The organism is Halomonas halocynthiae DSM 14573 (genome assembly GCF_000425725.1).
Taxonomy (GTDB): Bacteria; Pseudomonadota; Gammaproteobacteria; order Pseudomonadales; family Halomonadaceae; genus Halomonas; species Halomonas halocynthiae.
Map to the genome: position 1 here is coordinate 589,016 of NZ_KE384439.1, position 26,940 is coordinate 615,955.

The following is a 26,940-nucleotide window of genomic DNA, read 5'->3' on the forward strand; positions in this document are numbered from 1 at the left end:
TTGGTTTTATAGCGACACTCAGAATTTGAATATAGTCGGAATTTTGCGTTTAGAAGATAGCCGCCAGTATGAGTACGTGAGCGGCTTACTCTGATCTACACTGAGGAAATGGATACCAAGCGAGCAAAGGACTGCCGTGAAAAATCTTGCTTTTTTTACTGTTTCCCAAGCGGGATTCGATACGTTGGGCACAGGCGGCTCAGGGCCTGAGACGCCACTGCGCGGGTTGGCGCGACGAATGGCGGAAGAGCACTCGGTTGATCCCACTGCGCTGTTAGTTGCCGAGCAGCAAGCTCGTCAGTCAGGGGTTACGCTACTCAAGCAAGTTGTTAGCGCCGGCCTGCTCAGCGCTAGCCAAGCGGCGGAATGTGCTGGGCGCGAGTATGGTTTGTCGGTCGTCAACCCTGAAAGCTTGCCGTTAAGTGAGCTGCCACCCGCCAGTGACTTTCCTGCCCAGCTGTTACGTAACCTGAACGCCCTCCCCATACGGCGCAGCTCACATAAGCTGCTGGTAGCAGTGCCATGCCCCTCATTACTTGCTGGGCTGCATGAGCTGCAATTTGCCACAGGGCTTGAGCCCGAAGGCGTATTGGCACCAACCGATCAATGGGAGCGAGTATTCAACGCATATTTGGCCAACAGTGAAGATACGTTATTTTCACAGCTGGGTAGCATGGACGAAATGAACAGTGCACTGGACGAGTTCACTGCTCAAAATAGCTTGGAAAACGGTGAGGAAAGCCACCAAGCCGTTTCTTCAGAAGAACCTCTCACCAGTAATGACGCCCCCGTTGTTCGGTACATCAACAACCTGCTGCTGGATGCTATTCGCCAGGGCGCCTCAGATATACACGTTGAGCCTTACGAGTCCTCATTCAGGGTGCGCTTTCGCATTGACGGCCTCTTGCATGATGTGGCGCATCCTCCTTTTGCGTTACGCGCACGCATGGCAGCGCGATTAAAAATAATGGCGCGGCTGGATATTTCAGAAAGACGCTTACCTCAGGATGGGGCAATCAAGCTCAAACTCTCTGAAACACGCGCTATCGATTTACGTGTGAACTCACTGCCTACCGTTTTCGGTGAAAAACTGGTTTTACGAATTCTGGATTCGTCATCAACTGGAATCCCCATCGAGCAACTTGGCCTCAGCGAGCGTCAGCAAGCGCTATATGAACACGCACTGTCCAGGCCACAGGGCATGATTCTTGTTACCGGCCCTACCGGCAGTGGAAAAACAGTAACGTTATATACTGGCCTCAGCCTGCTGAACGATACATCGCGCAATATCTGCACGGCTGAAGACCCCGTTGAGATCAAAGTGGCGGGCATCAACCAAGTGCAGGTGCTACCGCGCATCGGGCTGGATTTTGCCAGCGCCTTGCGCGCGTTTTTACGCCAAGACCCAGATGTAGTGATGGTGGGTGAAATTCGTGATGTAGAAACCGCTGAAATCGCCGCTCGAGCCGCTCAAACAGGCCACATGGTACTTTCTACCGTGCACACCAACTCAGCCGCTGAAACCATTACTCGGCTTTCTGACATGGGTGTAGCGGCATTCAATATCGCAAACTCAGTAAAGCTAATTATCTCACAGCGTTTAGCCAGGCGGCTTTGCAACGCATGTAAGCGCCCTGCCCGATACGCCACTCAAGCGCTGCTTGATCTTGGCTGCAGTACGGAAGAAGCCACTAGTGCCAAACTGTTCGAAGCCGTGGGTTGTCAGCACTGCACCCAAGGCTACAAAGGGCGGTTAGGGATTTATGAAGTCTTTCCCATTGACGGCGATTTAAGTCAGCAGATCATGGCCGGCGCCAGCGCTAAAGAACTGGCTGAAGCCGCACGACGCCAAGGGCACCTCAGCCTTCAGCGCAGCGCCGTAGATAACGCTCTTCTCGGCCTAACCAGCTTGGCTGAAATTCATCGCGTTATTACCGACCTCTAGAAACAGGCACTACAGAACCAAGGAGCGTGATGATGGCGATGCCACTGGATAATAAGGGGAATAACACGCTTTATCGCTGGCGCTGGGCAGGCAAAACCCTCAAAGGTCGTGTGGTGCGGGGTGAGCTCATTGCCAGTAATAAGGCAGAAGCAGAAAAAACGCTACACAATCAACACATCATCATCCGCCAATTAGCGCGTAAGCGATTCACGCGAGGCATGGGGCGAGTGAACTCGCGAGATATCATGCTGTTTTCACGTCAGGTGGCGACGCTGATTCGTGCGGGGGTCCCTATTCTTCAGGCGCTTCAGGTAGTGGCGCAAACCCAAAAAAAACCCGTAATGAATAAGCTGATACAAGACGTGATGCACGACATATCTGCGGGTGCCAGCGTAACGCAAGCGCTTAAACGCCACCCCAAATATTTTGATCCTCTGTTTTGCCACTTAGTCGCGGCTGGCGAGCAGTCTGGCACGCTGGATACCATGCTCGAACGCATCGCGACTTATCAAGAATCCAACGAATCGATCAAACGAAAAGTCAAAAAGGCACTGGTCTACCCTACCGCCGTCATTGCGGTTGGTATCGGTGTCAGCGCGTTATTACTGATCAACGTCGTGCCGCAGTTCGAAGCACTATTCAATGGCTTCGACGCAGAGTTACCGGCCATGACCCGCGCCACCATTATGCTCTCAGAGTTTGTCCAAGCTTGGTGGCAATGGGCTGCTGCAGCAATGCTTATAACGATTACGGTTTGCATACAAGCCATCCGCCGTTCCCCCAGCATCGCATTTCGGGTACACCAGTTCGCTCTGAGGTTGCCGATACTGGGCAGTTTGCTTAATAAGTCAGCCGTGGCACGTTATGCACGAACACTGGCCACCACCTTTAGCGCAGGGGTGCCCTTGGTTGACGCCCTGACCAGCGCGGCGGGCGCTACGGGTAATCGCGTGTATGAAAAAGCCGTGATCAGCACCCGCGATGACGTATCAGGAGGGCTACCATTGCATATTGCCATGCGCATGAGCGGGCAGTTTCCGCCCTTGGTAATACAGATGGTGGGTATCGGCGAAGAGGCCGGTGCATTAGACGCCATGCTTGATCGTGTCGCTGAGTATTATGAAGATGAGGTCAGCACCGTGGTCGATAACCTCACAACCCTGCTGGAGCCATTCATACTAGTGCTGCTTGGCGGTATGGTTGGCTTTCTGGTGATATCAATGTATCTACCAGTATTTGAGCTGGGCGGCGCCATGTAGCGCCTACTCGCTATTGATAGAAAGCATTCGCTACCACATCAATAGACAACACTAATCCTGCGGTGTGGGCATGGGGGGTGCGAGTGGCGCATTCATTGCTTGAACCACCACAGGTTGCAACCGATGAACCAACTCACGTACAGAAACGCGTTCATCATAGTCTTTTTCGGCAATATCTCTCAGCGCTTCAAGCCCCGACAGAGTAAACACCACAGACCCTAGCATAAAGTGCAAACGCCAGAATCGCTCGGTTTCCGGCAACTCAGGTGTCGCACGTCGCAGCAGGTCAGTAAAACGCGTGAATACATCCCCATACTCTTCTTGCAAATAGCTACGCAAATGCCCTTGCGCCTGGCTATACGCCAATCCCAGCAAGCGCATGAACACCTTAAGGCTATTTCGTTCAGCAGGGATTTCCAGCACGGTACGGGTTAGGGTTTCCAGTAAGACTTCCAGCGGCACACCGCTACTGGTGTCACGATACGTCTCATCCAACGCATCAAGTGCAACATGAAAACGTACAGAGAAAGGGTCGAGATAACGAGCAAAAACTGCCTGTATCAACGATTTTTTAGACCCAAAATGGTAGTTAACCGCAGCGAGATTGACCTTGGCCTTGCTAGTGATAGTGCGCAGCGAGGTTTCAGCGAAACCACGCTCAGCAAACAGCACCTCCGCCGTGTCTAAAATGCGGGTTACGGTATCAGGCTGGGCCATGTGAACGTTTTCCGGGGTGAGCTGAATAAACTACAAGATCAACAGACGGCTGTTTTTATGTGCCAAAGTGTAAGGCAGTTAGCAACTCAGCTCAATACGCCCATCTCTCGAAACACGCCTGGTGGCAACAACTGGCCTAGGAAAAACAGGCCTAGCGGCAAACCACTGGATGCATTACCATGCTGTATAACTGAACATTTCTTCTGACATCACCTGCCTGGAGGTCGCATGTCACGCCCCCTGACACCGCGTCAACAAAACGTCTACGACTTCATTATCAAAACAATGAATGAAATGGGTTATCCCCCAACTCGCGCTGAAATCTCACGCGCTCTTGGCTTTCGCTCACCCAATGCCGCTGAAGAACATCTTCGTGCTCTCGAGCGTAAAGGCGCTATTCGCATCATTCGTGGCACGTCTCGCGGAATACGTTTGCCTAACAGCGACCCCCAGCAACCGGAAGGTGTTAGCAATGAAGACACTCCTGCCGGGCTGCCAATTATTGGCGAAGTGGCTGCAGGAAGCCCAATGCTGGCCACCGAGCACATTGATCGCTACTGCCCACTGCCCCCAGAGTTTTTCACGCCTCGGGCCGACTACCTGCTGCGAGTACGCGGCTTATCGATGAAAGACGTCGGAATTCTAGAGGGTGACTTACTGGCCGTACATCGCACCGAGCGTATCCGTGATGGCCAAATCGTGGTGGCACGTTTGGAAGATAACGTCACCGTCAAACGCTTCGAGCGTGATGGCCACAACGTCATACTGCATGCTGAAAATGCCGACTTCGAACCCATCAGCGTCGACCTACGCCGTCAGCAACTGGAGATAGAAGGCATAGGCGTTGGAGTAATTCGTGGCGGCGATGGTCGAGCACTGAACTGATGACTACGGGCTAACCTAAATCGCAAACAGCTATGACAGACAGCACTCACGTCATACAGGCCGTGCCAAGCGTGCGCAAAATACTGCATGCCGACTGCGATTGTTTTTACGCTGCCGTAGAAATGCGCGACAACCCAGCACTGCGCGACATCCCGCTAGCAATAGGCGGTGCAAGCGAACGCCGCGGTGTGATTGCAACCTGCAACTACCCCGCCCGAGCCTACGGCGTGCATTCAGCCATGCCCAGTGCTCGGGCCATGCGCCTGTGCCCCTCATTAACACTCATGCCGGGTAACTTTGAAAAGTATCGCGAGGTTTCTCGGGCAATTCAGTCCATATTTTACGAACTTACCCCCATCGTTGAGCCTCTTTCTCTCGATGAAGCGTACCTCGACGTTTCTGCAGTAGGCGCTTTTCAAGGCAGCGCAACCTATATGGCACAGTGGCTCAAACAACAGTGTCTTGAGCGCACGGGTATTACCTTATCCGTTGGCGTGGCCCCCTCACGCTTTTTGGCCAAAATTGCTAGCGACTGGGAGAAACCCGACGGACTGACGGTTATTCCCCCTAGCCAAGTCGGGCAGTTTATCGACCCCCTGCCTGTCAGCAAATTGCATGGCGTGGGCCCTGCAACCAAAGCAAAACTGCACCGACTAGGCATTCACACATGTTCCGACCTACGTCAGCTTTCATTACAGCGGCTACTAGAAATGTTCGGCAAATTTGGCCTGCGCCTCTACCAGCTGGCGCGGGGAATTGATGAACGCCCAGTCAATACCGAAAGAAACAGGAAATCCATCAGCGTTGAAACCACCTTCGCCCAAGACCTTCCGACACTAGGCGCCGCGCACCAAGCCCTTCAACCATTGGTCAAAAAACTGGAACAACGGCTAGAGCGCCACGGCCACCCCGAGACAATGGCGCGCTTCGTCAAGGTTCGTTTTGACGACTTCAGCGTCACCACTATGGAAGAACGTGGCCACGATACCAATCCTCAGCGGCTGCTTGAATTACTCACCAATGCCTGGCAGCGCCAACGCCGCCCAGTACGATTACTCGGCGTTGGCGTAAAACTCAACCTCAACAGCAACAGCCCCCAGATTCCCCTTCCCCTATAAATAAAAATGCCGTGTCAGCCAATCGCTCAGCTTGCTCTAAGCCCATCACCAACCCCAGAAAACAGCCACCGACGACCAAAGTACAAGCGACCCAGCCTTACCTGCGACTTAACATTGTCAACAACTTCTTCTAGAATTGCTCACCTATCGACCGTGTCGTCATTCGCACCGGACTCCCCGGACACTACTATCAATGAGGGACACTACGTGCTTGAAGCCTATCGCCAACATGTCGAGGAACGCGCCCAAGTCGGCGTTCCGCCCAAACCGCTGGACGCTGAACAAACTGCCGCTCTTATCGAATTGCTGAAAACCCCACCGGCTGGTGAAGAAGAGTTCATTCTTGACCTTCTTACCAACCGGGTTCCACCAGGTGTGGACGAAGCAGCCTACGTTAAAGCCGGCTTCCTAACCGCCATCGCTAAAGGCGAAGCGACGTCCCCTCTGATTGACAAGATTCATGCCGTCAAGCTGCTAGGCACCATGCAAGGCGGTTACAACATCGTCTCACTGGTCGAGTTGCTCGACGATGCGGAGCTTGCCACAGAGGTCGGCGAACAGCTCAAGCATACCCTGTTGATGTTCGATGCCTTTCACGACGTTGAAGAGCGCGCCAAAGCAGGTAATGCCGTAGCGAAGGATGTCATTCAGTCATGGGCCGATGCCGAATGGTTCCTCGCTCGCCCCAAGCTGGATGAGAAAATCACCCTCAGTGTGTTCAAGGTAACTGGTGAAACCAACACTGACGACCTGTCTCCTGCACCGGATGCTTGGTCACGCCCTGACATTCCGCTGCATGCCAACGCCATGCTCAAGAACGAGCGCGATGGCATTGAGCCAGTAGAGCCAGGAACGACTGGCCCGCTCAAACAAATCGATGCCGTCAAAGCCCAAGGCCATCCGGTCGTTTACGTGGGTGACGTTGTTGGTACGGGCTCCTCGCGTAAATCGGCCACCAACTCGGTGCTGTGGTTCTTCGGCGACGATATTCCTAACGTACCGAACAAGCGCGCTGGCGGCTTCTGCTTCGGCGGCAACATTGCACCAATCTTCTTCAATACGATGGAAGACTCTGGTGCACTGCCCATTGAGATGGACGTCTCCAAGCTCAACATGAATGACGTCATTGACGTCTACCCCTATGAAGGCAAGGTGTGCAAGCACGGCACCGACGAAGTGGTCAGCACCTTTGCACTAAAAACCCAGCTGCTACTCGACGAAGTACGTGCCGGCGGCCGTATCCCGCTGATCATCGGCCGCGGCCTGACCACCAAGGCTCGCGAGTCACTGGGTCTTGAAGCGTCCGATATCTTCCGCACGCCCGAGCAGCCTGCCGATACGGGTAAGGGCTTCACCCTCGCCCAGAAGATGGTAGGTAAGGCCTGCGGCATGGATGGCGTTCGCCCAGGCATGTACTGCGAGCCACGGATGACCACCGTGGGGTCACAAGACACCACCGGCCCAATGACCCGTGATGAGCTGAAAGACTTGGCTTGCCTAGGCTTTCAGGCCGATTTGGTCATGCAGTCGTTCTGCCACACTGCCGCTTACCCCAAGCCAGTCGACGTAGAAACACACCACACCCTGCCTGACTTCATCATGAACCGCGGTGGGGTCTCTCTGCGCCCGGGCGACGGCATCATTCACAGCTGGCTGAACCGCATGCTGCTGCCTGATACCGTAGGTACTGGCGGTGACTCGCATACACGCTTCCCGATGGGTATCTCCTTCCCTGCGGGTTCAGGCTTGGTGGCTTTTGCCGCCGCCACCGGCGTGATGCCGCTGGACATGCCAGAGTCCGTGCTGGTGCGCTTTAAGGGCAAGCGTCAACCAGGCATTACCTTGCGTGACTTGGTTCATGCCATCCCATACTACGCTATTCAGAAAGGTCTACTGACTGTCGAGAAGTCAGGCAAGATCAACGCATTTTCTGGTCGAGTGCTGGAAATTGAAGGTCTTGAGGACCTCACTGCAGAGCAGGCGTTTGAGCTGTCTGACGCCTCGGCTGAGCGTAGTGCAGCGGGCTGCACCATTACACTGTCAGAAGAGTCAATTGCCGAGTACCTGAAGTCCAACATCACCATGCTCAAGTGGATGATCGACAGTGGCTATGGCGACAAGCGCACTATCGAGCGTCGTATATTGGCCATGGAAAACTGGCTGGCCAACCCCGTGCTGATGCGCGCTGATGCCGATGCCGAGTACGCTGAAGTCATCGAGATCGACCTGGCCGACATCACTGAACCGGTACTGTGCGCCCCGAATGACCCAGACGATGCTCGCCTGTTGTCAGAAGTGGCTGGTGAAACCATTAATGAAGTCTTCATCGGTTCGTGCATGACCAACATCGGCCACTTCCGTGCTGCGGGTAAGCTGCTTGAAAAACAGCCCGCTGGTAGCCTGAAAACACGCCTGTGGCTGGCTCCCCCGACCCGCATGGACCAGCACCAACTGACCGAAGAGGGCTACTACGGCATCTATGGCCGTGCCGGTGCCCGCATGGAGATGCCAGGCTGCTCACTGTGCATGGGTAACCAGGCGCGGGTTGCATCAAAAAGTACCGTAGTATCCACCTCTACGCGTAACTTCCCTAACCGCTTGGGCGACGGCGCCAATGTTTACTTGGCATCAGCCGAACTTGCTGCCATCGCCGCCGTTGAAGGCCGCCTGCCGTCAGTGGAAGATTACAAACGCTACATGGGTGAGTTCGACGCAATGGCCGGCGAAATCTACCGGTACATGAACTTCCATGAAATGGAGGAATTCCAAAAAGCTGCCTCTAATGTGATCCCGGTCGAAGCTATTTAATCAGGAACACTTTTCGCCTCCGATGCTCGCAACGTCAAAGGCCTGTCGCTGAAACAGCCAGGCTGGAGTCGATAATCGAAGCGCCCTACGGGGCGCTTTTTTGTCGCTGCCTTAAGCCTCTCAGCTTAATTAGCACAGGCAACATACACCGTTTATAGCCACAGCAAACCATACAATGCTCTGCTACAGTGGCTATGTTAGCTTTTGCCTACGCACTTTTCTGCCCTACTAGGAACTCACCCCATGACGACTATTGTAACGCCAGACATCTGCGACGACTTTCCCGACGTTCAGGTCCTTGACCCTTTGTTTTCCAACGTTGGCGGCCACGACGCCTTCTTTGGCCCAATACGTACCGTCAAATGCTTTGAAGACAACTCCATGGTCAAGCAGGCAGTGGCCGAGCCTGGCGAAGGCGCCGTGCTCGTGGTTGATGCGGGTGGCTCAATGCGCTGCGCCATGCTGGGCGATATGCTCGCAGATCAAGCGGCCAGCAACGGCTGGGCCGGTGTGGTCATGTATGGCTGCGTGCGCGATATAGATATTCTAGTGACCCTGGACCTGGGCATTCAGGCGCTAGGTATCCATCCTCGTAAAAGCGACAAGAATGGCGAAGGCCAGCGCGACATAAATGTCACCTTCGGTGGTGTAACCATCAAACCGGGCCAATGGTTATATGCCGACAATAACGGCATCTTAATTGCCAATGAGCGTTTGGCACTAGACGACTAACACGCTGCCATCTGGCAGACACCAGCATTAAAAAGGCCGGCACCTAAGGGTGTCGGCCTTTACATCGCATTAACTTGAGCTATTTGGTTTTTACGCTAACTGCTCGCCCGCCAGCATGAACCACGTTTCAAGTACCGCATCCGGGTTCAGCGATACCGAATCAATACCCTGCTCCATCAGCCACTTGGCCAAGTCTGGGTGATCCGACGGGCCCTGGCCGCAGATACCGACGTACTTGCCTTGAGCCTTACACGCCTGAATCGCCATGGCCAGCAGTTTCTTGACCGCAGGATTACGCTCCTCAAACAGGTGCGCTACGATACCGGAGTCACGATCCAGCCCTAATGTCAGCTGGGTCAGGTCGTTGGAGCCGATCGAGAAGCCATCGAAGTACTCAAGGAACTCATCAGCCAGCAAGGCGTTGGCCGGCAGCTCACACATCATGATCAGCTTAAGCCCGTTATCGCCTCGCTTAAGGCCATTTTCTTCCAAAAGATCAACCACTTGACTAGCTTCGTCAGTGGTACGCACAAAGGGCACCATAATTTCAATATTATCTAGCCCCATGTCTTCACGCACGCGCTTAATGGCTCGACACTCCAGCTCAAAGCAGGCGCGGAAAGCGTCAGAAATATAGCGCGACGCACCACGGAAGCCCAGCATGGGGTTTTCTTCACCCGGCTCATACAACTTGCCGCCGATCAGGTTTTCATACTCGTTTGATTTGAAGTCCGACAAACGCACGATCACCCGCTCAGGATAAAACGCCGCCGCCAGCGTCGACACACCTTCAACCAGCTTGTCAACGTAGAAGCTAACCGGATCATCATAGCCCGCGGTACGCAGATCAATGCTCTGCTGCAGCTCTGCAGATAGCGTATCGTAGTCAAGCAATGCCTTGGGATGCACACCAATCATACGATTGATGATGAACTCCAAGCGTGCCAGGCCAACACCGGCATTAGGCAAGCCCGCAAAGCTGAATGCACGATCAGGATTACCCACATTCATCATGATCTTAAATGGAATATCCGGCATGGCATCGACACTGGTGACCTTACGATCAAACTCCAGCAAGCCGTCATAGACGTGGCCAGTATCTCCCTCAGCACAAGAAACCGTCACCTCATGGCCATCCGCCAACACGTCAGTGGCATCTGTACAGCCCACCACCGCAGGAATACCCAACTCACGAGCGATGATCGCAGCATGACAAGTGCGCCCGCCACGGTTAGTGACGATAGCCGACGCACGCTTCATCACCGGCTCCCAGTCCGGGTCAGTCATGTCGGTCACCAGCACATCACCCGGTTGAACTTTATCCATATCATCCGGCGAAAATACTACCTTGACCGCACCGCGGCCAATACGCTGGCCAATAGCACGCCCAGTCACTAGCGTACGGCCTTTTTCTTTCAGCTGAAAACGCTCCAGGTTTCCGCCCTGTTGCTGAGATACCACTGTTTCAGGTCGAGCCTGAACGATATACAACTCGCCATCATCGCCATCCAGCGCCCACTCAATATCCATCGGGCGGCCGTAGTGCTGCTCAATAATCGTGGCCTGGCGTGCCAGTGCCATCACCTGCTCATCGTTAATACAAAAACGCCCCCGCTGGCCTAAAGGCACATCAACCGTAGCCACCGAGCGGCCAGCACTGGTGTCATCGGTGTAGACCATTTGAATCAATTTAGAGCCAAGATTACGACGCAGCACTGCAGGGCGACCAGCCGCCAGCGTTGGTTTATGGACGTAAAATTCATCGGGATTAACCGCGCCTTGAACAACGGTTTCACCCAGCCCCCAGGAGGCTGTCACGAATACCACGTCGTCAAAGCCAGACTCAGTATCCAGAGTGAACATCACACCGCTGGCCCCTGTTTCAGAACGCACCATTTTCTGCACGCCAGCAGACAAAGCGACATTCTCATGGGCATAACCACGGTGTACACGATAGGAAATGGCACGGTCATTAAACAATGAAGCAAACACTTCATGTACCGCACGCTTAATATTGTCAAAACCTTCAATATTGAGGAACGTTTCCTGCTGACCGGCAAAGGATGCATCCGGCAGGTCTTCAGCAGTCGCCGAGCTGCGTACCGCCACCTTCAGGTTGGGGTGACGTGCCTGCAAGCTCACATAGCTTTCGCGCAGCGCGTCTTCAAACGCCGGGGGCAGCGGCGTATCAATCACCCACTGGCGAATTTCTGCTCCTACTCGGGCCAGCTCGTTGACATCATCAACATCCAACACTGACAACGCCTGGTTAATACGCTCATTAAGACCATCGTGAGCCAGAAACTCGCGGTACGCATGAGCGGTGGTAGCAAAGCCGCCAGGCACGGTAACCCCAGCCCCTGCGAGACTGGAGATCATCTCACCCAACGAGGCATTCTTACCACCAACCCGCTCGACATCGCCCATGCCTAGCTGTTCGAACCACTGAATGTAATCGCCCACGAAACCCCCTTGGATGACCCGTTTGCTATGCAAAGCGCGCCGTCATGAATGGATGCTGACAACCTTATCAGCGCCTGTCGATCTACGCCATTGGTCTAACATCGAAGTCACTGAAGGTTTTTTACAACAACACCTAAAAAAAACCGGCTTTATGTAGTCACCCTTTTAAACAGTGCGTGCCGATAGCGCTTCACATGTTGAGCTGGTGGGGTTTCAAGCCGACAATAGATGCCTAACCTGCCGACTACAGAGATTGCCATGACCCGCACCGCATTTTTCATTTCTGATGGCACAGGCATCACCGCCGAAAGTCTGGGGCGCAGCCTGCTGGCACAGTTCGAGAACGTCGAGATTCGAAAAGTCACCAAGCCCTATATCGATAGCGTAGAAAAGGCGCGGGACTTGGTAAAAGTCATCGACGCCACCGCCATTAAAGACGCCAAACAACCGATCATCATTGATACCATCGTCGATGAGGCTGTTCGCGATGTAGTGCGCGAAGCGATTGGTTTCAAAGTAGATATTTTCTCAACCTTTCTCAAACCACTGGAAGAAGAGCTCAATACCCGCTCCTCTTACAGCGTAGGCCGCACCCATGCCATTGGCAGCGACGCCATTTATATGGACCGTATCCAATCGGTGCATTTTGCCCTAGATAACGATGACGGTGCGCGAACACATCAATACGACCAGGCCGATATCATCCTCGTCGGCGTCTCGCGCTGTGGCAAAACGCCCACCTCACTTTATCTTGCCCTGCAATTTGGTATCCGCGCGGCTAACTATCCACTCACCGAAGATGACTACGACGAAGACGGCACCCTGAAGCTCCCCGATGAACTGGCACGCCAGCGCCACAAGCTATTCGGCCTGACCATCGATCCTCGCCGGCTGGCAGCTATCCGTCATGAACGCCGTGCCAATAGCCGCTATAGCTCCATGGACCAGTGCATGCAGGAGGTCCAGCAGGCCGAGGGGCTATTCAGACAGCTGGGGATTCCTTACATCGATACCACGCGCTTTTCAGTAGAGGAAATTTCAACACGCATGATTGCCGAAACCGGCATCAACCGGCGCTTCTCACCACGCTAACGTCATGACTTATCAGTAGCAGAGCCTCCTGCATGAGAAGGAGGCGCTTGCTCAGAAAATCATTGCAATGCGAATCAATCTCTTTATATATTGTATTCAGCCTGCCAGTGTAAGTTGCTGCTAGGTTAGCCCATGACCTGCGCCACACCGCCGACGCAGCATGAGGTGTTTACTGCACACTATGCTCCCTCATGCACAGGATTCGTTATGTCTTATCGCTCTGCCTCTAACCGCCCTACTTTCTCTCTGAGCCTTATTGCTACGGCGATGGCAATCCCGCTGAGCCTGACTGCGGTCACAACAGCTAGCGCCAAGGATGTTAATACCGATGAAGTGACGTCTCAGCAAGTTGTCAACCACTATGCTGATCTGGCTTACGCGACCTATACCGACGCGCTACAAGCCGCGAAAAATCTCGATGCGGCTATCGACAATCTATTGGCTGACCCAACCACCGAAACACTTAAAGCGGCACGCTTAGCCTGGTTACAAGCACGTATTCCCTATCAGCAAAGCGAGGCATTTCGCTTCGGCAATCCCGTGGTTGATGACTGGGAAGGCCAACTCAATGCCTGGCCACTGGATGAAGGGCTGATTGACTACGTGGCCCAAGAGGGTTACCAGCATGAACTGGGTAACGCGGGCGCGACGGCTAACATCATCGCGTCTAAACAGATCAATATTGGCGGCGAAACCATCGACGTCAGCGAAATCACGCCAGAACTTCTGGCCAGTCTCAACGAGATCGGTGGTTCTGAAGCTAACGTAGCCAGCGGCTATCATGCCATCGAGTTTCTGCTTTGGGGTCAGGACCTTAATGGCTACCAGTCCGGTGCTGGCCAACGCCCAGCCAGCGATTATGCTAAGGGTGAGAACTGCACCAATGGGAACTGTGATCGCCGTGGCGACTACCTTTCAGCGGCCAGCAGCCTGCTGATCAGCGACCTTGAGTGGATGACAAACCAATGGTCAGCCGAATCAGATAATAACTATCGCCAAGAACTGCTAGCCGAGCCCGCCGAAGAAGGACTGCGTCGTATGTTATTCGGCATCGGCTCGCTGTCGCTGGGCGAACTGGCTGGCGAGCGTATGAAAGTTGCGCTGGAAGCGAACTCCTACGAAGACGAGCACGACTGCTTCAGCGACAATACTCACAACTCGCATTTCTATAACGGTCAAGGTATTCACAACATTTACAGTGGCCATTACCAACGCCTTGATGGCACAGCGCTGGACGGCCCGTCACTTGCCGACTTACTGAGTCAGCAAAACGCTGAGCTAGCAGAAACACTGAACCAGCAGATGGATGCTTCTATGATGGCTCTCGGTGAGCTGAAGAAACACGCCGAAGCCGATGAAAGCCCGATGGCCTTTGATATGATGATTGCTCCAGGCAACGACACTGGCGCAACGTTGATAAACAACGCCATCATGGCTCTGGTTAACCAGACTGGATCTATCGAAAAAGCCGCGGGCGAACTCGGTGTAAACTCACTGGCACCCGATACGGCTGGGCATAATTTTTAATCATATACCGTCTATCTGATTACTACTTCTGCTCAGCGTTTCATAAGGTATCCGGTCGTCATGACACACTACGCTGTAACACGTATCGCCAGCCGTGCCCTGCTGGCCAACGCAGTGTTTGGGGCCTTTGCGGCCTCAACTCTGGCGACTGAGCTCGCCGTTATTCAAGACACACCCATGACCGGTGGTGACGGTTCAGTGGCACAGTTCGACCACAACGCCTATTCGCTGCCACTGGGCAACCTGCCAATGGCAGGCCGGCTTGACTTCAGCGTTGGCAACAGCTTTTTTCGAAACCCCTGGGTAGTCGCACCGGCAAGCACCGATGCCCGCGACGGTTTAGGGCCGCTGATCAACACTAATAGCTGTCAGGGCTGCCATATCAAAGATGGGCGTGGCCACCCACCAGCCGAAGGCGAGCGCGCAGTATCGCTATTTCTGCGCTTGTCGATGCCCTCACCTGATACTGACGACACCTTAGCCGAGCAAGACAACACCGCAGAGATTCTTCGCCGTACCGGCGCGCTACCAGTACCGCATTATGGCCGCCAGTTACAGAATGCGGCGATTGCCGGCGCTCAGCCCGAGGCTGATCTTGTCATCGACTACCAGCCTCGTGAGGTCAGCCTGAACGGTGGAGAAACAGTCATCCTGCGCGAACCACACTACCGCATAGAGAACCCGGCTTACGGCGAGCTCCCTTCTGAGCTGTTAACGTCACCCCGCGTCGCACCACCGATGATAGGCCTAGGCCTACTGGAAGCCATCACAGACACAGACATTCTTGCCGGTGCAGACCCCTACGACGAAAATGGCGACGGCATCTCAGGGCGAGCCAACCAGGTCTGGGATTTACGCAGCGGCACCACAATGCTTGGTCGCTTCGGTTGGAAAGCGGGGGAACCCAGCGTTGAGCAGCAAAGTCTGCATGCGTTCGCCGGTGACATGGGGCTGACGTCAAACCTCGTTCCACACACAGACTGCATGCCGAGCCAGCAGTGCGACAAATTCACCGATGGTGGTACGCCGGAAGTGTCCGATGAAGTTGCCGATTTCATTACCTTCTATGCCAGCAGTCTCGCGGTACCACAACGCCGAGGTATGGACTCCCCTGCCGTTATGGCCGGCGCTGAGTCGTTTAATGCCCTTGGTTGCAGTAGTTGCCATACACCGCAAATGCGCACAGCCAATAACGCCAAACGCCCTGAGCTAGCCAACCAAACCATCTGGCCCTACAGCGACCTGTTGCTGCACGATATGGGGGAAGGACTGGCTGACGGCCGCGCTGAATATCAAGCTAACGGCAACGAATGGCGCACTCCGCCACTATGGGGCATCGGCCTCACGCAGCAGGTCAATCCGCTGGCAGGGTTTCTGCATGACGGCCGCGCCCGAACGCTGCAAGAAGCTATTCTGTGGCATGGCGGTGAAGCCTCCACAGCCATGGAGCGCTATCGTCAGCTACCTCCTGAGCAACGTGCTGAGCTGATCACCTTTCTGGAGTCATTATGACCGTTACGCCACGGCCATCTGTTCTTGCACTGGCCATCTCATTCAGTTTATTGGCCAGCAACGCATCCGGCGCAACATCAACAGATGATTCATCACCCAGAGCCGTGTGGTATCAGCACATCACGACGCTCTACCAGCAGCTCGCCGATACCACCACCGACCTACACGACGAAACTCTCGCGCTATGTGCGGTTGATGGCTCAGCAAACAGCCGCACAATCGACAGTCTTGAGCAACACTGGCTCGACGCTTATCGCGCCTGGCAGGCAGTCCGCTTTGTCGACTTTGGCCCCATCGAACTAGAAAGCCGCGCATGGCAGCTACAATTCTGGCCCGACGACAAAAACCTAGTGGGTACGCGCATGGCGGCTCGGTTACACCAAGAGGCACCGATAACCTCGGAAACCATCGCTACCGCTGGTGTGGCCGAGACGGGTTTTCCGGCGCTGGAATACCTGTTATTTGACGAAGCCATGCAAAACCCAGCGCTGTCCCGAAGTCAGCCAATTGCCTGCGACCTGGCTGAAGCTATATCAGCACATATCCAGAACATCAGCGCACAGCTGGTCAACGACTGGCAGGACTTTGGCCCTCACTACCTGGCCACCGACAGCTACAATAACGCCACCGTGCACGGTGCCATGCAGTTGCTCGATATTCTGGAAGACAAGCGGCTCGGCAAGCCGCTCGGCATGATGGGCTCTTCAGCGAATGCCTATCGCGCTGAAGCCTGGCGTAGCGATGCCTCTATTACCCTAGTAGAAGCCAGCCTCGCTGGACTGAAAGACGGTTTCATGCCAGGTCTACAGGCGTTGTTCATCACTCAAGGAAAAACGGATACCACCAGCACCGAGCTGTTGAACGCCTTCGACGCTCAGCTGCAACATACGCTAGAGCAGGCCAACGCGATTAATACTGGAATCGCCAGCGGCCTAGAAGACAGCATTGCCCAGCAGCAGCTCGGCAGCCTGTACCTGAACGTGGCTCAACTCAGAGAGCTGCTTAATCGTCAGATAGCTGCCGAGCTTGATATCGTGCGAGGCTTCAACTCTAGCGACGGCGACTAGTGGCATGAGGGCATATCCGCATAACCCTGACCGTAGACGCCTACTCGCCATGGGTGCCATGCTAGGCGTCGGGGGACTGTTCGCCGCAAGCCAGACGCCGCTATGGACCCTGGAAAGCAAGTCACCGCAGCGCAACTGGTACTTCAGCGCCGCTGATGCCGAAGATGGCAGCCACCACCTCGCCGGTATCCGTCATGACGGTAGCGAGCATTTCCTACTGCCCGTACCAGAGCGCTGCCACGGCGGCTGTCTGCGGCCACACCACCCTCAAGCCGTGCTCTTCGCTCGCCGTCCGGGACGATACTTTCATGTTCTTGATGCACGACAACACACCCCGCTGGCAACGATTAATGCCGGCGAGGGCTACCACTTCTATGGCCACGGCGTGTTCGAGCCATCCGGGCGCTTGCTGTACGTCACCGCAAACCGCCTGAGTGATGGTATGGGGCTGGTTCGCATATACAACGCTGATGACGGCTATACCCATCATAAAGACTTTCTACTGAACGGTATCGGCCCTCATGAATTAGTGCTAATGCCCGATAATGAAACACTCGCCATCGCACTGGGAGGCATCAAAACACACCCGGACAGCGGCCGAGTGAAACTTAACCTAAATGACATGGCTCCGGCGCTACTACTAATGAACCGACACAGCGGTGAGATTACCGCCAGACATCCACCCTCCCACCATCAGCTAAGTTGCCGGCACCTTGACGTAACCGCTGATGGTTATCTAGTCGCCGGTTACCAGTTCCAGGGGCCTGCCTGGGAAACCAAGCATCCGCTTTTGGGTCGGCTCACTCCTCAAGGTGACTTCGAAGAGATCACTCTACCTACGCAACTGCAATCAACACTAAGGCAATACACCGCAAGTATCGCCATGAGCCAAGATCACCCAAGAACCTTGGTAACAGCACCGCGTGGCGGCTGTGTCATATTACTAGATCACATCAGTGGTGAGGTTATCGCTAGCCCCTCGCTTAAAGATGCTGCCGGCACACGCTGCGACGGCCAAGGAGGGTTTATTGTGAGCAGCGGTAACGGACATGTATACCGGCTGAGCAAGCACGGCGAGCTAGATGAAATTGCCAAACTCCCTGTTCGATGGGATAACCACCTGGTCTAGACAGCTGTAATTTTCACAATGAAAAAACGCTCCAGAGCCTATAGCGGCATAGCACGAAACACACCTTCCTCGGGGTCAATTCGGTTTTCAATTTTCGCTTTAATTTCTGGGTCCACTTCCTCAGAACCCACCTCATAGACACCACATCGCTTAAACGCCACACGATGATTAACATTTTTCCCTAAATAAGAAAAAACAACACGCTGGCTAACGGGCTCTCTTGAACGCGCCGCCTGGCCTAGTTCGCCTCGACAGCGGTGCGCCCTTTGATGATAGAGCGAGCAAGCATCACATACGCCACCAAGCCACAGGCGGCCATAGCCAGGATGACCGCTTCAAGCGTATGCGGCAACATGGCAGACAATGCGCTCAGCAGCCCGGCAACACCGAACTGGGCTGCGCCCAGAAGCGCTGCGGCCGTCCCGCCACTAGTGGGAAAGTACTCCAAAAAGCAGGCCTGAATATTCGGCGAGATCGCACCTACCGCGCCAATGGTCAGCATCATGGCGGGCAAGAAGGCGTACAGCGGCCACTCCATGAAAACCGCCATCACCAATAACAGTATGCCAACACCCTGACAGCCCGTTGCCAGCTGCAGGATACGCAATGACGAGAGCCTGGAAAGCAACACGCGATTGAGAATATTGAAGATAAGCATCGCGACGATATTCGCCGCAAACAACATCGAAAAGCTTGAAGGCGACTGGCCGAAATGCCCCTGATAGATAAATGATGCATAGGTGATAAACATCATCAGAGTAGAAAACGAGGCAGCCTGCCAAACGATGAACGGCAGAGCTGGCTTTGTCGATAGTACCAGCTTGTAACGCGCCAGCAGGCTCATTTTAGGGCTTTTCACTCGCGACACTTTGCCCGTACCGGTAAAAAGCACCCGCACCAGCAACGGCACCAGCAGTACCGCATATACCGCCAGGGCGAAAAAGATATAGTGCCAGGAACCCAGCGCCAGAATCGCGCTGCCTACGCTCGGCGCAATGCCAGGCGCCAACACCATGATAAAGCCCATCATCGAGAACAGCTTCGCGGCATCGCGGCCCGCCACCCGGTCGCGCACCAACGCCGGCACAGATACCAGAGTAAAGCCAGCGCCAAGGGCCTGCACGGCTCGCCCGACGAGCAGCGTGTTCAAAGAATCCGCCACACCAATGACAATGCTTGAGAGCGCAAAAATCGCTAACCCACTCATCAGCACCCGCTGACGCCCGAAGCGGTCTGAAAGCGCACCGCCGATTAACTGACCAAACGCCATCGCGAAGACATACACTGAAACGCTCAACGATACCGCCTGCTGAGAAATTCCCAGCGATTCGCCAATAACCGGAAAAGCCGGTAGGTACGTATCCATGGAAAACGGGCCCAGCATCATGGTCAGTGCCAGGCTGAGCACCACAATGAACGGCGTTTTAGATTGGGTCATAGAAGCTCACGGTAGAGAGGCGTAATGATAGACAACATCAACAATATGATACCGACAGTTGCTATCAAGGCAATCGAATAGCTAGGTAGCTTGCTAATAAAGTTTTCGGTGCAAGGTTCTGAGAGCAGTTTTTAAGAACAATTTATGAGAGCAGAGCCACTAGAGTAAGTGGACAGCGCCCAAGCAACAACAGGTATGATTGCACAGCGCATGTAACACCAACGAGGAGAGCCGAATGCCCGCCTACATCGTACTAACCTGTGAGCATACTCACGACAACGAAGAAATGAAGCGCTACAGCGAGAAAGCCAAAGCCGCCCGCGAAGGCCACGACCCACAGCCGCTGGCCTTTTATGGTGATTTTGAGGTGCTAGAAGGTAGCGCCATGGAAGGTGCGGTGATTCTACGCTTTCCCGACATGGCCGCCGCCCGCGCCTGGTACGAAAGCCCCGCCTACCAGGAAGCCCGCAAGCACCGTTTCCAGGGTGCCGACTATCGCGCCTTTCTAGTGGATGGAATAGAAGAGGCTTAATGGGAGCAGCCCCTGCGGTCGTCGGCGAGGGGAACTTTGCCAGTAACGCGGCGTTGCGGCGCAGGCACCACAAGAATAAAAACGAGCCGCAGCGTTTGTTGCCATCGGCCAGAGGGTGTGACAGCCAACGGTGCGCTTCATGAATTCAGCGAGATGACCGCTACTGCCGTTGCCCTGCACTTCTGCGTTCAGAGCCTTATCGTCGGTGTGATAGGCACAGGGGCAGTGATAGCACTTGATGGAAGCAGCGCTTGGCCACTTATCGCCTATACCGGCGGTATGGCAGCGATTACATTGGCTGCGCTTATAGGATTAGCGCGGTATAAACAGCAGAGGTAGTTAATTCGTTCTTTTGCAGTGGCGATCAAGCCTTAAGTGGAAAGATCGCTACTACAAAGTGCAATCCTCTGTTCGCCCAAGTAACACCGTATAGCGCGTACTGCGCCCACCGCCGGGTAGCTTGCCAAGGCAACCTTTTTCCATCAGCTCAGCCAAATCCCGCGTTGCGGTGGCTTTACTCACGTTGGCCAACGATTGGTATTTACGAGCATTGATGCCCTGCGCAAACTCCTCTCCTGCTGTATCCAATAAGCGGTTCAGCACCTTGATTTGCCGTTCGTTCAGCACGGTAGTGGCATGGCGCTGCCAGAAGGTGGATTTCATTAGCACACGGTCGATTCTTAACAACGCCTGCTCAAGCGCCTCTTTCAGAGTGTCCAGAAACCACAACAACCACGGCGTAATATCTAGGCTGCCTTTCTGAGCGCTTTCAAGATGATCATAGTAAGCGCGACGGCGCGCCATAATAGCCGCGCTCAAGGAATAGAACCGAACGGACTGACGCTCTGCCTGCGCAAGCGCGCGATCTGTCACCGCACGGGTAACACGCCCATTGCCATCATCAAAGGGATGCAAGGTAATCAACCATAGATGGGCTATGCCAGCGCGCACCAGCCCATCAAGCCCCTGAGGCGGCTGATTGAACCAAGTAATGAAGGCATCCAGCTCAGTTTCCAACTGCCCACGTGGCGGCGCTTCAAAGTGAACGGTAGGTTGATCAAGCCGCCCCGATACCACCTGCATGGGGTGATCACCACGCAGCTCGCCTACACGTACATTGCCAAGCACACCGGGGCCTTGCACAAACAGCATGGATTGCCAAAGACACAACTGTTGGCGGGAAAGCGATTCATCCAACTGATGCGTCGATTGCAGCAGCAGCTCAACCAGTGCCTCAGATTCCGGTGTTTTTCTGGCGGAGACACCGGCCTGCTCTAAACCTAACTGACGGGCAACGGAAGACCTCACAGAGCCAACGTCCAGGCGCTCACCTTCGATTTCACTGGTACGAATCGCACTCTGGATCAACGCATCCATCTCCACATCCAGATCCGCCTGCCCAGGCGCAGCCTCAGTTTTCCCCAGCACGCGGCCCTGCAGCAGCCGTACAGCATCCAGCGTAGGCCGAAGAGTCGATTCATCCCACTTAAAATGAGGCCAATATCGTAGTTCCCAGAGATACATGAGCCGATCTCTCTATCTATTCAGATCACATTATGAGCCGATTATGATGTGTATTCGGCTCAAGGGCTAGCGAAAAGGGTTTTTGGAACTCAATAATCCAGGCCAGAGGCGAATCGCTTCGAGTCGATGTTTACAACTGACTATATGAATGCTGTAAGAACCACGAGATACGTTTCTAAACAGAGGGATGATCTTGCCCAGTAGCGATGGACGCCTCAAGAATGTAATACACTGCAATGAGGTGAACCATGGCAAGATCGACGACATCAATGAAGAAATAAGTGTTACTAAAATATTTTATTTTTTATGAATGATCTTATCTATTCGATTATTGGGCACCACCATTACTTTCTCACTGTCTAGATTAACCACATGGTAGTCTCCTATCTTACCTATCAAATGATATTCAGATTTATCATTTAACAGATATATCGTCGCCATTTCTTCCATTTTACTCATATCAAGACGCGCGACATAAATAGCTCCAGGATATGCCATAACCAAACCAGTAGCCGCAATCGAAACGTAAATAAAAGCTTTCTTACTAGAACCAAAAACATCATCCAGTTTCATTGGCTTAATTAAATTACCTACGCCATATCTCGCAAAATAACATATAGACGCAACCAGTCCAGAGAAAATAGAGTCCCATTCCGCAGGAATTCTTTTGGCTAAAAAAACTAAAAGAAAAAAAATGCCCAATAGATATAAAACACCTTTCCAAAGACTATTACCAACCTCAAAATAATCTCTTTTTTCTTCAACAAGGAATAGAACAACACCTAGAAACGCAAGTATTACAAATAAAGGAACGCTTTGCTTAGTCGAAACGACAAGCACATCTTGAATCGAAAAATAACCAGAAGGGTCTACACCAATCGTGTTCCAATAAGCAAGAAAACCTAGTAAAGAAAGAAATTGCAAGTAGATAAATAAAACAACAGAAGCTTTAATAACTTTTTTACCGAGGGGTGTTTCGTCCATAAATTTCGCCTTAAGGTAACATCCAAAATATGCCTCAATATAACAAAAACCCCTAGCCATTCCATGGCCGGGGGTTTTTAATGCCGCATCCTTCTGACGAGCCGGAGTCCGTCCCGCGTGCTTCAAGGCGACATTGTCAGCTTGGCAAATTTTCTATCGCGTTGATGTAAGCCAATGCCGACAGCACGTGTAAGAAATCGCTTACACGGCCCAGCACCTCGCCTGCCTGACTGATCTTGCCCAGTAACAGTGGACACCTCAAGAATGTTATACACTGCAATGAGGTGAGCCATGGCAAGATCGACGACATCAATGAAAAAAAAAATCCTATACCCGTTACTCAGATGCTTACCGGCAAGAAGCGCTAGCACTTGCTGACCGCATTGGCGTTGCTGCAGCGGCTCGTGAGTTGGGGCTACATTCGAGTCAGCTTTATCAGTGGCGCTCTAAGGTTCAGCAACAGCAAGATACATCAGAGCGAGAGCGGACGCTGGCAGAAGAAAACGCTCGCCTGAAGCGACAATTAGCCGAAGCCAATGAGGAGCTGGCTATCACAAAAAAGGCCGCGGTGTACTTTGCGAAGAGCCTGAAGTGAAGTACGCCTTTCCCTGTGAATGTAACGTCGCGGGGTCTCTCCTGTCATCTGCCGAAAAAACTCGATGAAGGCACTGTCGCTAGCGAAGCCGAGTGCCGCCTCGCTGCTTGGCGCATTCATAAATTCGCGGCTGTTGCGGCGAGGTAGCGACGCCGGGCAACTGATCAAACTTGGCGTTCTGCTGCTGGCCGTCGGTGCGATACTCACACGCTTGCTATCGTTCAGCCCTGCCTTTCTGCTCGGCATGGCCGTCATTGCGCTGGCCTACGCCATTGCCATCCCGAATATCCTTGCTGGCGCTTTGCAGGGCTATGCAGACCGGCTTGGCACCGCAGGTGCCATCCTGAGCCTGCTCTACTATGTGCTCCTCGGCCTAGGGCTGGTCATAGCAGGTCAGGGCCAGCGGCTCGATATTCTGCTCTTGGCATGCAGTATGCTCGCTGCGCTCACTCTTGGTCTGGGTCGGCTAGCGCACAAGTGCTCCAAAGCCACGCCAAAGAGCGGTAGCCTTTTTTAGGATGTCTTTTTCCATCGCAATGTCACGGATGCGCTTTTCAAGCTCACGAATCCTGAGCTGATCGGGTGTCATGGGCGTAGCTTTAGGGTGTTGGCCATCACATTCCTGGCGTGACTGACGCTCTTGTTTCCATGCTGCCACCTAGTGCGGCGCTTGCCGCTGCCTAGTTGCCCTCTACGCAGACGGTTTATCCGCAGAATTATCCGCGTCCTGCGAGCGCTTGCCTTGCCCTTCTCCGCGTGCAGTATCCTCATGGCTGATAACCATGATTTCTCTTGGCCACCATTCTGGATGGTTGTCGCGGATAAAGGCCATCATTTTCTCGCGAATGTTCATCTCGGCCGTCCAGCCCGCCATAGGATCGGATGTCATTAAATAGCAAGTGACCGTTTGCGCGTAGGCCGTTTGCTTGGTCACGTAACAAAGCAGTTTATGGTGCTCAATGACATTATCTTCTTCCTGGGCATAGGCTAAAAACATCTCCCGCACCTGAGAAATATCAGCGCTTAAATGCAGCGTCAGTTCTAAGAAGCGGTACATTTTCGTACTCTTCACCGAAAGGTTTTCAAACGGCTTAGACGTAAAGTAGGTAACCGGCACAATGACGCGTCGTTCATCCCAAGAGCGCAGCCGAATAAAGGTATAAAAAATGCCTTCGACATAGCACCATTGCCCTTCAAAGATGACCAAATCACCAATTCGTATCGGCTTGGCAAGCGACAGCTGAAAAGAAGAGAGGATATTGCCTAACACCGCCTGGCCGGCAATACCTACCAGTACGGTCAGCACACTAGCTGATGCCAACAGCGACAAGCCTAAAGACTCAAACAGCTGGATCTGCCCCAGCACATAAACCGACACACCAATGACCGTGATTAAGATAATCACGCGGCGCAAAGCATACAGCGAGGTTAACAGACGGCGCTTGTCTTTAGGCTTGGTATCGTCAATTTCTCCGACTAAGCGCCGTGTCATGCGCAGCATGATCGTGTCGATCAAGCGTAGTGCAATGGTACCAGCACCCCAGGCCATAATTGAGATCAGCAACACGCGAAATGTTGTCGTCGCAATAGCGGAAAACGATACAACGTAGTCCAGCAATATCTGTGTTACCAGCGACATAACAATCATCGCCATGGGCACGCCAATTTGATCGGCAAAAATAGTCGACACGCCAGAAGGCAGGATGCGTGCCACTAGCCCAACAACGTAGTAAGTAACCACCCCCACCGTACCAATGGCGATTAAAAAAATCGGGATCGCTAACCATTCCCAAATTTTTAGCACGCCAAACGATGACTTCAACCGCTCTGGAATATAGCTTTCCAGCATGGAAGGACCGTACTCGTCATAAAGAGCCGGAATAGACGACACGCTCTCTGGCATGACTAGCCAAACAGGATCTTTTTCGCTGATTCGATAACGCCCTATTCGAACATCATAAGCCTGTCCTTCTATTTTTAATGCTGCCAGCTCTATATTTCGTCGTGGCGACCCCGCTAACGTGTTCTGACCAGAAGCGTCTTCAATCGTTGCGTCCTGGCGAGCCGGCAAATTCGAGGCATTTAGCCACTCACCACGCTTTAGCACCTCCGCTAACTGCCTCGCAAGCTCGGCTCCTTTCGCCTGCTGCTCGCCTGGATCAATACCGTTTAGATTAAGCAAATGCGCGGCTGAGGCGTAATTTCCGCTTTCCGTGAGCGTTAAAAAGCTACGGACCGCTTCCCGTGGCGACATGCGTTTCGCCTCTTCAGGCACCTCTTCTAGCCCTGTGTTAAGCGAGTCAATAGCGAACCACCGCTCATTTTCGCTCTCATCTCCTTGAGTTTGCGCTGTGCTAACGCTGGAAAACACCAAAGTGACAACCAGCACGACCCACACAGGCCACACAGGCCACACAGGCCACACAGGCCACACAGGCCACACAGGCCACGAGCTGTTTTTTTTCATACCAACCTTGTCATTAAAAGTAAGTGAGCCAAGCAACCAGCCACTAACTGGCAATAAAACCGCCAGCCCTGCGCTGAACACAGTGCATCCATGCCAGTGGTTGAGCAAAATACAAACGACGTTCTTCAATCCAGCAAGCATCTCGTGTGCCAACACTGCAACACTGAGTCTCAGCTGTACTATCTATTACATGCACCACTTAACACGTACCCTTCTTAACCAGCAACGTACTCTTTAAGGAGAAACGATGAAAAAGTTAGTAGGTGTTACCAGCGCTCCACGCCCTCACTGGGTGGGTGACGGTTTTCCGGCGCGTTCGCTTTTCTCCTATGGCCCATACTCCGAGCAGTTGAGCCCCTTTTTATTACTGGACTATACAGGGCCCGCCGACTTTACTCCCACCACGCGGCCACGCGGTGTCGGGCCACACCCGCACCGAGGGTTTGAAACCGTCACGATTGTCTACCAAGGAGAAGTGGCGCACCGCGACTCAACGGGCAAAGGCGGCGTCATTGGCCCAGGCGACGTGCAGTGGATGACGGCGGGTGCGGGTATCCTGCACGATGAGTTTCACTCGCCCGCGTTTACAGAACAAGGCGGCACGCTTGAAATGGTGCAGCTGTGGGTAAACTTACCCGCCAAAGACAAAATGGCCACGCCAGGCTATCAGGCAATTTTTAATGCCCAGATTCCTGTGGCAGCGTTACCTGATCAAGCTGGGAGCGTCCGGGTGGTCGCCGGCAGCTATATAGATAGCAACCATAAAACTCACGCGGGCCCAGCACAGACGTTCTCGCCGATGAACGTATGGGATGTGCGGCTAAACGGTGGTAAGACAACCACGCTGACGCAGCCGGATGGATGGACAACTCTGCTGGTCGTGCTAAAAGGGACGGTTCAAATCAATGGCGAAGAGCTACTGCGCGACGCGCAAGTAGCCGAGCTTTCCAGAGCGGGTGACGCGCTGACGCTTGAAGCCAATAATGACACAACCCTATTGCTGCTGAGTGGCGAGCCGCTCAATGAGCCAGTGGTAGGTCATGGGCCGTTTGTGATGAATAGCGAACGTGACATCATTGAAGCGATAGAAGACTTTAACAACGGTCGCTTTGGTCACATGCCGAGCTAATGACGTCGCTATTTAAG

At 53.6% G+C, this 26,940-nt stretch carries 20 protein-coding genes and 1 pseudogene; 15 read left to right on the top strand and 6 right to left on the bottom strand.

The window, feature by feature from the left end; translation table 11 throughout:
• Positions 1–136 precede the first annotated feature (136 nt).
• Both pilB and H616_RS0108355 read left to right on the top strand, forming a co-directional pair.
• A complete protein-coding gene (pilB, locus tag H616_RS0108350) occupies positions 137–1,945 on the top strand; it encodes a type IV-A pilus assembly ATPase PilB (protein ID WP_338035747.1) in 1,809 nt (602 codons plus the stop codon).
• 32 nt (positions 1,946–1,977) lie between these two features.
• Positions 1,978–3,204: a type II secretion system F family protein gene (locus H616_RS0108355; protein WP_051234104.1), complete on the top strand. Its 1,227-nt coding sequence runs from the start codon at positions 1,978–1,980 to the stop codon at positions 3,202–3,204.
• A gap of 51 nt (positions 3,205–3,255) precedes the next feature.
• Here the strand turns inward: H616_RS0108355 and H616_RS0108360 are convergent, their stop codons facing one another.
• On the bottom strand, positions 3,256–3,921 hold the full coding sequence (locus H616_RS0108360) for a TetR/AcrR family transcriptional regulator (protein ID WP_027966964.1): 666 nt from the start codon (positions 3,919–3,921) through the stop codon (positions 3,256–3,258).
• A 228-nt stretch (positions 3,922–4,149) separates the two neighbouring features.
• Between H616_RS0108360 and lexA the strand changes: the two genes are divergently transcribed.
• From lexA to rraA, 4 genes are all read left to right on the top strand, one after another.
• On the top strand, positions 4,150–4,806 hold the full coding sequence (gene lexA / locus H616_RS0108365) for a transcriptional repressor LexA (RefSeq protein WP_027966965.1): 657 nt from the start codon (positions 4,150–4,152) through the stop codon (positions 4,804–4,806).
• A gap of 71 nt (positions 4,807–4,877) precedes the next feature.
• On the top strand, positions 4,878–5,924 hold the full coding sequence (gene dinB / locus H616_RS0108370) for a DNA polymerase IV (RefSeq protein WP_027966966.1): 1,047 nt from the start codon (positions 4,878–4,880) through the stop codon (positions 5,922–5,924).
• Between the two features lie 207 nt (positions 5,925–6,131).
• A complete protein-coding gene (gene acnB, locus H616_RS0108375; RefSeq protein WP_027966967.1) occupies positions 6,132–8,732 on the top strand; it encodes a bifunctional aconitate hydratase 2/2-methylisocitrate dehydratase in 2,601 nt (866 codons plus the stop codon).
• A 243-nt stretch (positions 8,733–8,975) separates the two neighbouring features.
• Positions 8,976–9,464: a ribonuclease E activity regulator RraA gene (rraA, locus tag H616_RS0108380; protein WP_027966968.1), complete on the top strand. Its 489-nt coding sequence runs from the start codon at positions 8,976–8,978 to the stop codon at positions 9,462–9,464.
• Between the two features lie 90 nt (positions 9,465–9,554).
• Here the strand turns inward: rraA and ppsA are convergent, their stop codons facing one another.
• Positions 9,555–11,927 carry a phosphoenolpyruvate synthase gene (ppsA, locus tag H616_RS0108385; protein ID WP_027966969.1) on the bottom strand — a complete coding sequence of 791 codons (2,373 nt, stop codon included), beginning with the start codon at positions 11,925–11,927 and terminating at the stop codon, positions 9,555–9,557.
• Between the two features lie 258 nt (positions 11,928–12,185).
• On the opposite strand from ppsA, the gene ppsR reads away from it, so the two are divergent.
• From ppsR to H616_RS0108415, 5 genes are all read left to right on the top strand, one after another.
• Positions 12,186–13,019 carry a posphoenolpyruvate synthetase regulatory kinase/phosphorylase PpsR gene (gene ppsR, locus H616_RS0108395; RefSeq protein WP_027966970.1) on the top strand — a complete coding sequence of 278 codons (834 nt, stop codon included), beginning with the start codon at positions 12,186–12,188 and terminating at the stop codon, positions 13,017–13,019.
• A gap of 207 nt (positions 13,020–13,226) precedes the next feature.
• Positions 13,227–14,546 (top strand): imelysin family protein, encoded by a 1,320-nt coding sequence (locus H616_RS0108400; RefSeq protein WP_084155785.1) that lies wholly within the window; start codon positions 13,227–13,229, stop codon positions 14,544–14,546.
• Between the two features lie 60 nt (positions 14,547–14,606).
• Positions 14,607–16,058 carry a di-heme oxidoreductase family protein gene (locus tag H616_RS0108405; protein WP_051234106.1) on the top strand — a complete coding sequence of 484 codons (1,452 nt, stop codon included), beginning with the start codon at positions 14,607–14,609 and terminating at the stop codon, positions 16,056–16,058.
• A complete protein-coding gene (locus tag H616_RS0108410) occupies positions 16,055–17,125 on the top strand; it encodes an imelysin family protein (RefSeq protein WP_027966973.1) in 1,071 nt (356 codons plus the stop codon). The genes H616_RS0108405 and H616_RS0108410 overlap by 4 nt, the downstream gene beginning before the upstream one ends.
• 4 nt (positions 17,126–17,129) lie before the next feature.
• Entirely contained in the window at positions 17,130–18,254 is a 1,125-nt protein-coding gene (locus H616_RS0108415) for a DUF1513 domain-containing protein (protein ID WP_051234108.1), read from the top strand.
• 238 nt (positions 18,255–18,492) lie between these two features.
• Here the strand turns inward: H616_RS0108415 and H616_RS0108425 are convergent, their stop codons facing one another.
• Positions 18,493–19,692: a multidrug effflux MFS transporter gene (locus H616_RS0108425; RefSeq protein WP_027966975.1), complete on the bottom strand. Its 1,200-nt coding sequence runs from the start codon at positions 19,690–19,692 to the stop codon at positions 18,493–18,495.
• Positions 19,693–19,927: 235 nt separating this feature from the next.
• Here H616_RS0108425 and H616_RS0108430 point away from each other — a divergent pair, with 235 nt between their 5' ends.
• The gene (locus tag H616_RS0108430; protein ID WP_027966976.1) at positions 19,928–20,224 is read left to right on the top strand and encodes a DUF1330 domain-containing protein; all 297 of its coding nucleotides are present in this window, start codon (positions 19,928–19,930) and stop codon (positions 20,222–20,224) included.
• Between the two features lie 390 nt (positions 20,225–20,614).
• Here the strand turns inward: H616_RS0108430 and H616_RS0108440 are convergent, their stop codons facing one another.
• A complete protein-coding gene (locus tag H616_RS0108440) occupies positions 20,615–21,748 on the bottom strand; it encodes a Fic family protein (RefSeq protein ID WP_027966978.1) in 1,134 nt (377 codons plus the stop codon).
• 297 nt (positions 21,749–22,045) lie between these two features.
• Positions 22,046–22,732 carry a hypothetical protein gene (locus tag H616_RS0108445; protein ID WP_156906435.1) on the bottom strand — a complete coding sequence of 229 codons (687 nt, stop codon included), beginning with the start codon at positions 22,730–22,732 and terminating at the stop codon, positions 22,046–22,048.
• A gap of 334 nt (positions 22,733–23,066) precedes the next feature.
• On the opposite strand from H616_RS0108445, the pseudogene H616_RS14525 reads away from it, so the two are divergent.
• Together H616_RS14525 and H616_RS14530 are read left to right on the top strand one after the other, a co-directional pair.
• Positions 23,067–23,338 (top strand): annotated as a pseudogene (locus H616_RS14525) (transposase); the annotation flags it as partial.
• 53 nt (positions 23,339–23,391) lie between these two features.
• Positions 23,392–23,844, top strand: a complete 453-nt coding sequence (locus tag H616_RS14530; RefSeq protein ID WP_027966981.1) for an MFS transporter — start codon at positions 23,392–23,394, stop codon at positions 23,842–23,844.
• Positions 23,845–24,018: 174 nt separating this feature from the next.
• On the opposite strand, the gene H616_RS0108465 is transcribed toward H616_RS14530, so the two are convergent.
• A complete protein-coding gene (locus H616_RS0108465; protein ID WP_084155815.1) occupies positions 24,019–25,794 on the bottom strand; it encodes a mechanosensitive ion channel family protein in 1,776 nt (591 codons plus the stop codon).
• 247 nt (positions 25,795–26,041) lie between these two features.
• On the opposite strand from H616_RS0108465, the gene H616_RS0108470 reads away from it, so the two are divergent.
• Positions 26,042–26,923 (top strand): pirin family protein, encoded by an 882-nt coding sequence (locus H616_RS0108470; RefSeq protein ID WP_027966983.1) that lies wholly within the window; start codon positions 26,042–26,044, stop codon positions 26,921–26,923.
• Positions 26,924–26,940 lie beyond the last annotated feature (17 nt).

What these genes read in the sequence shown, in the direction of transcription:
- H616_RS0108430 (WP_027966976.1), top strand. Translation starts at nt 19,928, where the DNA reads ATGCCCGCCTACATCGTACTAACCTGTGAGCATACTCACGACAACGAA.
- H616_RS0108445 (WP_156906435.1), bottom strand. Translation starts at nt 22,732, where the DNA reads ATGGACGAAACACCCCTCGGTAAAAAAGTTATTAAAGCTTCTGTTGTT.
- H616_RS0108465 (WP_084155815.1), bottom strand. Translation starts at nt 25,794, where the DNA reads ATGAAAAAAAACAGCTCGTGGCCTGTGTGGCCTGTGTGGCCTGTGTGG.
- H616_RS14530 (WP_027966981.1), top strand. Translation starts at nt 23,392, where the DNA reads ATGAAGGCACTGTCGCTAGCGAAGCCGAGTGCCGCCTCGCTGCTTGGC.
- H616_RS0108360 (WP_027966964.1), bottom strand. Translation starts at nt 3,921, where the DNA reads ATGGCCCAGCCTGATACCGTAACCCGCATTTTAGACACGGCGGAGGTG.
- H616_RS0108440 (WP_027966978.1), bottom strand. Translation starts at nt 21,748, where the DNA reads ATGTATCTCTGGGAACTACGATATTGGCCTCATTTTAAGTGGGATGAA.
- lexA (WP_027966965.1), top strand. Translation starts at nt 4,150, where the DNA reads ATGTCACGCCCCCTGACACCGCGTCAACAAAACGTCTACGACTTCATT.
- H616_RS0108400 (WP_084155785.1), top strand. Translation starts at nt 13,227, where the DNA reads ATGTCTTATCGCTCTGCCTCTAACCGCCCTACTTTCTCTCTGAGCCTT.
- H616_RS0108425 (WP_027966975.1), bottom strand. Translation starts at nt 19,692, where the DNA reads ATGACCCAATCTAAAACGCCGTTCATTGTGGTGCTCAGCCTGGCACTG.
- H616_RS0108405 (WP_051234106.1), top strand. Translation starts at nt 14,607, where the DNA reads ATGACACACTACGCTGTAACACGTATCGCCAGCCGTGCCCTGCTGGCC.
- ppsR (WP_027966970.1), top strand. Translation starts at nt 12,186, where the DNA reads ATGACCCGCACCGCATTTTTCATTTCTGATGGCACAGGCATCACCGCC.
- H616_RS0108470 (WP_027966983.1), top strand. Translation starts at nt 26,042, where the DNA reads ATGAAAAAGTTAGTAGGTGTTACCAGCGCTCCACGCCCTCACTGGGTG.
- H616_RS0108355 (WP_051234104.1), top strand. Translation starts at nt 1,978, where the DNA reads ATGGCGATGCCACTGGATAATAAGGGGAATAACACGCTTTATCGCTGG.
- rraA (WP_027966968.1), top strand. Translation starts at nt 8,976, where the DNA reads ATGACGACTATTGTAACGCCAGACATCTGCGACGACTTTCCCGACGTT.
- H616_RS0108415 (WP_051234108.1), top strand. Translation starts at nt 17,130, where the DNA reads ATGAGGGCATATCCGCATAACCCTGACCGTAGACGCCTACTCGCCATG.
- H616_RS0108410 (WP_027966973.1), top strand. Translation starts at nt 16,055, where the DNA reads ATGACCGTTACGCCACGGCCATCTGTTCTTGCACTGGCCATCTCATTC.